This is a genomic window from Pseudomonas meliae, from assembly GCF_001400515.1.
GTDB lineage: Bacteria > Pseudomonadota > Gammaproteobacteria > Pseudomonadales > Pseudomonadaceae > Aquipseudomonas > Aquipseudomonas amygdali.
In genome coordinates this window covers 35,164-41,941 of record NZ_LJQT01000304.1, presented here as the reverse complement: position 1 = coordinate 41,941, position 6,778 = coordinate 35,164, and the positions used below count along the sequence as shown (strand labels likewise).

At 59.3% G+C, this 6,778-nt stretch carries 6 protein-coding genes and 1 pseudogene; 2 read left to right on the top strand and 5 right to left on the bottom strand.

The genetic code is table 11. The features are described from left to right. The first annotated feature begins 101 nt into the window (after nucleotides 1-101). Nucleotides 102-563, top strand: coding sequence for an SMI1/KNR4 family protein (locus tag ALO64_RS14405; RefSeq protein ID WP_044344102.1), 462 nt, complete (start codon nucleotides 102-104; stop codon nucleotides 561-563). A gap of 138 nt (nucleotides 564-701) precedes the next feature. Then, nucleotides 702-1,004, top strand: coding sequence for a contact-dependent growth inhibition system immunity protein (locus ALO64_RS25555; protein ID WP_005732938.1), 303 nt, complete (start codon nucleotides 702-704; stop codon nucleotides 1,002-1,004). A 79-nt stretch (nucleotides 1,005-1,083) separates the two neighbouring features. Here the strand turns inward: ALO64_RS25555 and ALO64_RS14395 are convergent, their stop codons facing one another. From ALO64_RS14395 to phnL, 5 genes and pseudogenes are all read right to left on the bottom strand, one after another. Continuing rightward, on the bottom strand, nucleotides 1,084-3,453 hold the full coding sequence (locus ALO64_RS14395; protein WP_044344103.1) for a glucose/quinate/shikimate family membrane-bound PQQ-dependent dehydrogenase: 2,370 nt from the start codon (nucleotides 3,451-3,453) through the stop codon (nucleotides 1,084-1,086). A 138-nt stretch (nucleotides 3,454-3,591) separates the two neighbouring features. Then, nucleotides 3,592-4,341, bottom strand: coding sequence for a phosphonate metabolism protein PhnP (gene phnP, locus ALO64_RS14390; RefSeq protein ID WP_044344104.1), 750 nt, complete (start codon nucleotides 4,339-4,341; stop codon nucleotides 3,592-3,594). Then, a pseudogene (gene phnN / locus ALO64_RS14385) lies at nucleotides 4,332-4,893 on the bottom strand (phosphonate metabolism protein/1,5-bisphosphokinase (PRPP-forming) PhnN). Before phnN ends, phnP begins: the two are co-directional and overlap by 10 nt. Next, nucleotides 4,893-6,038: an alpha-D-ribose 1-methylphosphonate 5-triphosphate diphosphatase gene (locus ALO64_RS14380; protein ID WP_044344105.1), complete on the bottom strand. Its 1,146-nt coding sequence runs from the start codon at nucleotides 6,036-6,038 to the stop codon at nucleotides 4,893-4,895. Before ALO64_RS14380 ends, phnN begins: the two are co-directional and overlap by 1 nt. Then, nucleotides 6,032-6,748, bottom strand: a complete 717-nt coding sequence (gene phnL / locus ALO64_RS14375) for a phosphonate C-P lyase system protein PhnL (RefSeq protein WP_044344106.1) — start codon at nucleotides 6,746-6,748, stop codon at nucleotides 6,032-6,034. Before phnL ends, ALO64_RS14380 begins: the two co-directional genes overlap by 7 nt. Between the last annotated feature and the right edge of the window lie 30 nt (nucleotides 6,749-6,778).

Below are 6,778 nucleotides of genomic sequence, written 5' to 3'. Positions count from 1 at the left end.
TTGCAGCGCCTCCCTAACAAATACTGAACTATTTGAATTTTCAGGAGCAGATACAAGAGGTGGAACTAGATTTAACTGCGCGAATACTCACGAGTAATGAAATGACTAATTTGACAGCATTTGATCTTGGAAACCTTATAAAGACACATGAGGATGTAGCAGCATTTGGAACACCTACCGACGCTGTGGCCGATGAGTTGATTATTAAGGCAGAACAGCGTTTAGGTCACCCACTGCCTGACTCCTGCAAATGGTTTTTACGAAATTATGCGGGAAGAGAAGTAGGCACCGAGGAGATTTACAGTATCTACGGCATGGACTTCGATGGCATACAGGGTGGAGATATTGCCTTCCAACATATTAACGAACTCAAAAACAAGTCGACCACCCCAGAAAAATTGGTCATCAGCAGAACGGACCTGGGCAAAGTTTTCTTCTTTGACTATAATACCTACAAAAACAATGAATGCCAGATCTTCTTGAAAATACCTTCAGGAGCAGCGATCCTCTATGCAGCGAATTTTTATGAGTATCTTGTCAAAAGAATAATCGCCCACTCGTAAACGCAAAGCCAAACTGCAGCCTAATAACATCCCATCAACAATTCCGCCTCGCCCATTCATATCAAATAGATTCGCACCTTATATCATCAATTATCAAAAATTGAAGCCTGCCCCCATAACAAAAAGCCGGACGCCCTCATGAAAACAGATCAATACGCCAACCTGAGCCGATTAATAGGTTGCTATTTTCATCAGGACTGGACGGAAGAGTTCTCGGACAGCAATCACGTGTTTGAAGAGATCGTAAAATGTGAACCCTTGAGCTGTTTGCGAGATAGCGTAAAAGAAATTGAGCATCTGTTAAGCCAGCCCATGACAGAAACAGACTACAGCGAAATAATGACAACCACATTGGGATGCTATTTCGAGCCCAGCAGTGAACACACTCATTATTCGGACTGGCTATCCAAAATGGCCATTTACTTCACAAGCCAACAATAGCATCCATCTGTCCGCAAGACATCCAGTATGTGACATGACAAATCGAGGGGCAAAATCTGCCCCTCAATGTTGAAGCACGTTACTTGGGCAACGCGTAGGCAATTACGTAATCGCCACGATCCGGCGATTGGCGGGCACCGCCGGCTGTGAGCAGGATGTACTGCTTGCCGGTTTTGGGCGACACGTAGGTCATCGGGCCGGACTGGCTGCCTACGGGCAGACGGGCCTTCCAGATTTCGTTGCCGTTGCCGCTGTCGAAGGCGCGCAGGTAGAAGTCCTGAGTACCGGCGAAGAACAGCAAGCCCGACTGGGTGGACAACGAAGCGCCCAGCGTCGGCATGCCGATCGGAATCGGCAGGCCCATGCGGATGCCCATCGGACCTGTGTCTTTCACGGTGCCGACCGGAACCTGCCACATCAGCTTTTTGGTTTTCAGGTCAATCGCCGACATGGTGCCGAACGGCGGTGCCTGGCACGGAATGCCGACGGCAGACAGGAAGCGCTGGCGCATTGCACCGAACGGTGTGCCGGTCTGCGGCACGACGCCCATTTCGATACCACTGGCACCGGCGGCGATCTTGTCGCGCGGGATCATGTAGTTGGCCAGGCCCAGGCGCATGTCATTGACGAACATATAGTTGTTGGTCGGGTCGACCGAGACGCTGCCCCAGTTCATGCCGCCCAGCGAGCCGGGGAAGTGCAACGCAGGGTCGAGCCCCGGTGGCGTGTAGACACCCTCGTGACGCATGCCTTTGAAGGCGATCCGGCACATCAACTGGTCGAATGCCGTGGCGCCCCACATGTCCGACTCTTTCAAGGTCTGGTTGCCGATCGACGGCATGTCCACCGAGAAAGGCTGGGTAGGCGAATAGCGCTCGCCCGGCACATTACCCTGCGGCACAGGGCGTTCTTCGACACGCGAGATCGGCACGCCGGTTTCGCGGTTGAGCAGGAAAATCTCGCCCTGCTTGGTGACTTGCGCCAATGCCGGCTGCGTACCGCCCTTGCCGTCCGGAATGTCATACAGCAACGGCTGCGCCGGAATGTCGAAGTCCCACAGATCGTGGTGAGTCATCTGGAAGCTCCAGCGCACCTGACCGGTCTTGACGTCCACCGCCACGACTGACGAAGACCATTTGTCGTCCTGCTCGGTACGCGTCCCGCCGAAGAAATCGGGTGTGGCGTTACCGGTCGGCAGGTAGATCAGGCCGAGCTTGTCATCGTAGGGCATGGCCGACCAGACGTTCGGCGTGCCACGCGTGTAGGTTTCGCCTGCTGGCGGACGCTTGTTGGTATTCGGGTTACCCGGATCCCAGGCCCAGACCAGCTCGCCGCTGTGTACGTCGAAAGCACGCACCACGCCTGGAGGTTCGCCGGTGGAGAAGTTGTCGGCAACCCGACCGCCCACCACAACCACATTGCCCGCCACCAGCGGCGTCGAGGTCTGCTGGTAGTAGCCTTCCTTGACTTCGCCCATGTCGGTTTTCAGATCGACTACGCCTTGATTACCAAAGTCCTTGCAGGTCTCGCCGGTCCTGGCATCGAGTGCGATCAGGCGAGCGTCGCCAGTCGGCAGAAACACGCGTGTGGCGCACGCGGCGGCTGGCTGGGCAGGTGCGTCGGGTGCAGCTGCGGGTGCGGCGAAGTAGCACAGGCCTCGGCAGCGCTGCCAGTTGGGCGCACTGCCCTGCGGGTCGAACTTCCAGCGCTGAGTGCCGGTGTCAGCATCCAGTGCGAATACTTTGCCGTAGGCGGTGCAGGTGTAGACCGTGTCGCCGACCTGCAGCGGGGTGTTCTGGTCTTCTGCACCGGCACCTGTGCTCTGCGGAATGTCGCCGGTGTGGAAGGTCCAGGCAACCTGCAGCTTGTCGACGTTGCTCTTGTTGATCTGATCCAGAGCAGCGAACCGGTTACCTGCCGGCGTATTGCCCCAGTGTGCCCAGTCCTTCTGCTCGGCACCCGGCGCCACCGGGACAATAGGCGGCACGCTGCTGGCGCTGACCACATGGCTCGGAACGAACATGTAGCCAATGGTCGCCACAACACCGATGGCCAGCATGCCGGCCAGGCCATATGCGCCACGACCCGCCTGAGCACCCGAAGCGCGCACCAGTGTCGGGTAGATCAGCGCAATCACCAGGCCGATCACGGCAAAGGTCAATAGGCGGGACACCAGCGGCCAATAGTGCAGGCCTGCATCCCAGATAGCCCAGATGGCGGTCAGTACCAGGGCGATGCCATACAACAAAGCACCTTTGGGTTTGCGCGCGGCGATCAGCGCACCACTGATCAGCATCGCCAGTCCCATCAGCAGGAAGAACCAGCTGCCGCCCAATGTCACCAGATAGCCGCCGCCACCTGCCAGACCGAGCCCGATCAGGGCGATCAGTACTCCCAGCCCAAGCAGCAGCAACCTGCCGCCAGTTCCTGTGTTTTGCTTGTTTGTCATTTTTCAAACCTGTCGGATTTTTACAGCCGAACAGAATGTACCAAACGGTTCATAATGACAAATTGTCGCAGGCTGCCAAGCTTCTGGAACAGGCTTTTGCGGGCGATCAGCGCACAGTTTTTGCGTTTATGCGCACGCCTATAGCGCCATGCCGTCCCGACCGATCAATACATGGCCCGGCAGTCCTGGCGGCAGCCCCATCAACCACGCATCCAGCGTGTGGCCGATGTGCGTCAATACCGCCTTGCCCGGTCGCAACTGGTCGATGGTTTGCAGCGCCAGGGTCAGGTCATTGTGATTGCGTGGCGGCTGAGGCTGTGGGGGCATGGAACAATCGAGAATCAACACATCCAGCGGTTGGCGTTGCAAAAACTCGCAGGTCGCGTCGGGCAAGCCGACTGTGTCGGTCAGGTAGGCAAAACGTTGCCCGTCGCCTTCAAACATGTACCCGAACGTGGGCTTGGAGTGCGTCAGCGGCAACGCCGTGACCTGCAATGCGCCCAGTGCCCGGGTTTCGAAGGCTGCAAACGGCTGGCTGAAATCGAGAATGCCGGGGTGCTTGTAGAGGTCGGCCAGGCCTTCCGGGTCCGCCGGGCCGTGGACCGGAATCACCAGCCCCTGGCCCCAGCGCAGATGCCGCAGGCCCTGGGCATGGTCGGCATGGTAATGCGTCTGCAGGATGCCATTCAGGCTGCGCGGCGGGAAACGTTCGGTAAGGTCGGTCAGGCCGCTGTCGATCAACCAGCGCTGATCGGCGCATTCAATCAGCGCACTGCACGGCAAGCGTCGCAGGTCCTGATTCGCCCGCGCCGCCGAGCAGGCCGGGCACTGGCAACCGTAGACGGGCACCTGTCGTGCGTCACCGGTGCCCAGCAGGGTCAGGCGCATGCGTCACGCCGCTCCATCAGGCCGATAAGCGTGGCGACGGTCTGTTGCAGATCACCCGAATTATCCAGCGGGAAGACCTGCGGATTGTTCGCCAGTAAATCCCCGGCAAAGCGCGAGTTGCGCGCTAGGCGCTCCTCGATTTCCGCAAGGGTTTCCCTGTTGCGCGCCAACAGCCGTTGGCGCAGCACGTCCTGATTGACGGTCAGCAGCACCGCCAGCAGCGTCGGGTAACGCAATTGCGCTTTCTGCAGATGCGCCCGGGAGCCGTTGATCAACACGTCGTGGCCCTCCAGCAGCCACTGATCGATCTCGATGGGGATGCCGTAGTGCAAGCCATTCGCCTGCCAGCTCAAGGCAAACGCGCCACGCTCGCGCATCTGCTCGAACTGTTCGACCGTCACCGCCTGTGCCGCCTCGCCCACCGCTTCGGCAGAACGGGTGATCACCCGCCGTACAACCCGGCAGTTGCGCCAACGTTTCACGGGCCGCATCCAGCAAGCTGTCCTTGCCTGAACCGGACGGCCCGATGAGATAGATCAACCTGCCAACCATCAAAACACCCTCTTGCCTTGTCGCCAGACCTTGTCGATAACCGGCAGGCCTGCATGATTGCGCGCCTGAATCAGATCAGCGCGCAGACCGATGCGAATCTCGCCCCGATCCGCCAACCCTGCCGCAACGGCGGGCGTGCGGCTGACCATATTGATCGCGTGCGGCAGCTCGCAGTCGTTGTCCTGTTCGGCCAGCATGAACGCGGCCTGCAACAGGCTGGCCGGGTAATAATCGCTGGACAGAATGTCCAGCAGCCCGTGTCGGGCCAGCGATGCTGCCGCCACGTTACCGGAGTGCGAGCCGCCGCGCACGATGTTCGGTGCGCCCATCAGCACACTCATGCCCAGTTGCCGACAGCCATGGGCCGCTTCGAGTGTGATCGGGAATTCGGCGATGTTCATGCCGAAACCTGCCGATTCCTCGACATGTGCCATGGTTGCGTCGTCGTGGCTCGCAATCGACAGGCCGCGCGCCAGGCAAAGTTCGACAATCGCGCGCCGGTAGCGGTCGGCATACTCGGTGGAATTGGCCACCTGTTCGACGATAAAGCGGTCCATTTCCTCATGACTCATGTGGTACTTGCCCATGTAGTACTCGCGGTACTTGGACTCCAGGGCAAATTGGCGCTGGCCGGGCGCGTGGTCCATCACCGAAACCAGTTGCACCAGTGGCTGGTCCACCAGGTCACGAAACACGCTCAGGGTATCCGGATGACTGACCTCACAACGCAGGTGCAACAGGTGCTCGGCGCGGGTCAGGCCCGCTGCGTTGGCGTCGGCAATCGCCTGAAGCATTGCGGGCAGTTGCTGCATGCGCTTGCCTTTGGGGTTGATGTCGCCAATCGACAGTGCATCGAACACCGTGGTAATCCCGGCCGCGACAATTTGCGCATCATGGCTGATCACCGCCGACATCGACGGCCAGTCGACACCCGGCCGCGGCGACAGGTGCTTCTCCAGATTGTCGGTGTGCAACTCCACCAGGCCCGGCAGCAGGTAATCGCCCTGCATGTCCTGAGCCTGGCTCAGTTGGCTGCGCCCGCTCTGAACCTCGGCAATCAGGCCGTCGCGGACCACGACTGTGCCGAAGAACACCTGCTCGGCAGTCACCACACGGGCGTTACTAAAGATCTGTTCGTTCAGCATTGCAGCAACTCCTTGGCGGTGAGGTCCACCGGGCTCATGTCGAGTTGACGATTGGCGACTGCCTCGCGGGCGTCGCGGTCATGAAAAATACCGATCAGTGCGGCACCGGCCTGTTTAGCCTCGTCGACCAGCTCCAGCACCACCTGACGGTTGGCGTCGTCCAGCGAAGCCGTCGGTTCGTCGAGCAATAAAACCGGCCACGGCACCATGAATGCCCGGGCGATGTTGATACGCTGCTGTTCACCACCGGAAAACGTGCTGGGGGCCAGTGGCCAAAGGCGCTGGGGAATGTTCAGCCGGTTCAGCAGTAGTTGCGCGCGCTCCTGAGCCTGTTCGCGCGACCATCCGCGTGAGAGTGTTGGCTCCATCACTACATCCAGGCTGGAGACACGCGGAATGACGCGCAAGAACTGGCTGACATAGCCGAGCGTTTTGCGCCGCACCTCAAGCACCTGGCGCGGGGTTGCCCCGACCAGTTCGGTCCACTCGCCTTCGTGCTGTACGCGGATGCTGCCAGCGGCAGGCAGGTAGTTGCCGTACAAAGTGCGCAACAATGTGCTTTTGCCCGCGCCGGACTGCCCGCTGAGCACCAGGCATTCGCCAGCGCGCACCGAGAAACTGAGCCCGCGCAGCACATTGAGGACCACGCCGTTGTGCTGGTGCAGGGTGAAGGTTTTCGACAGGTCACGGACCTCGATCAAGGTTGTCATCGGGCTCACCTCTTCTTTACAGGCTGTTCG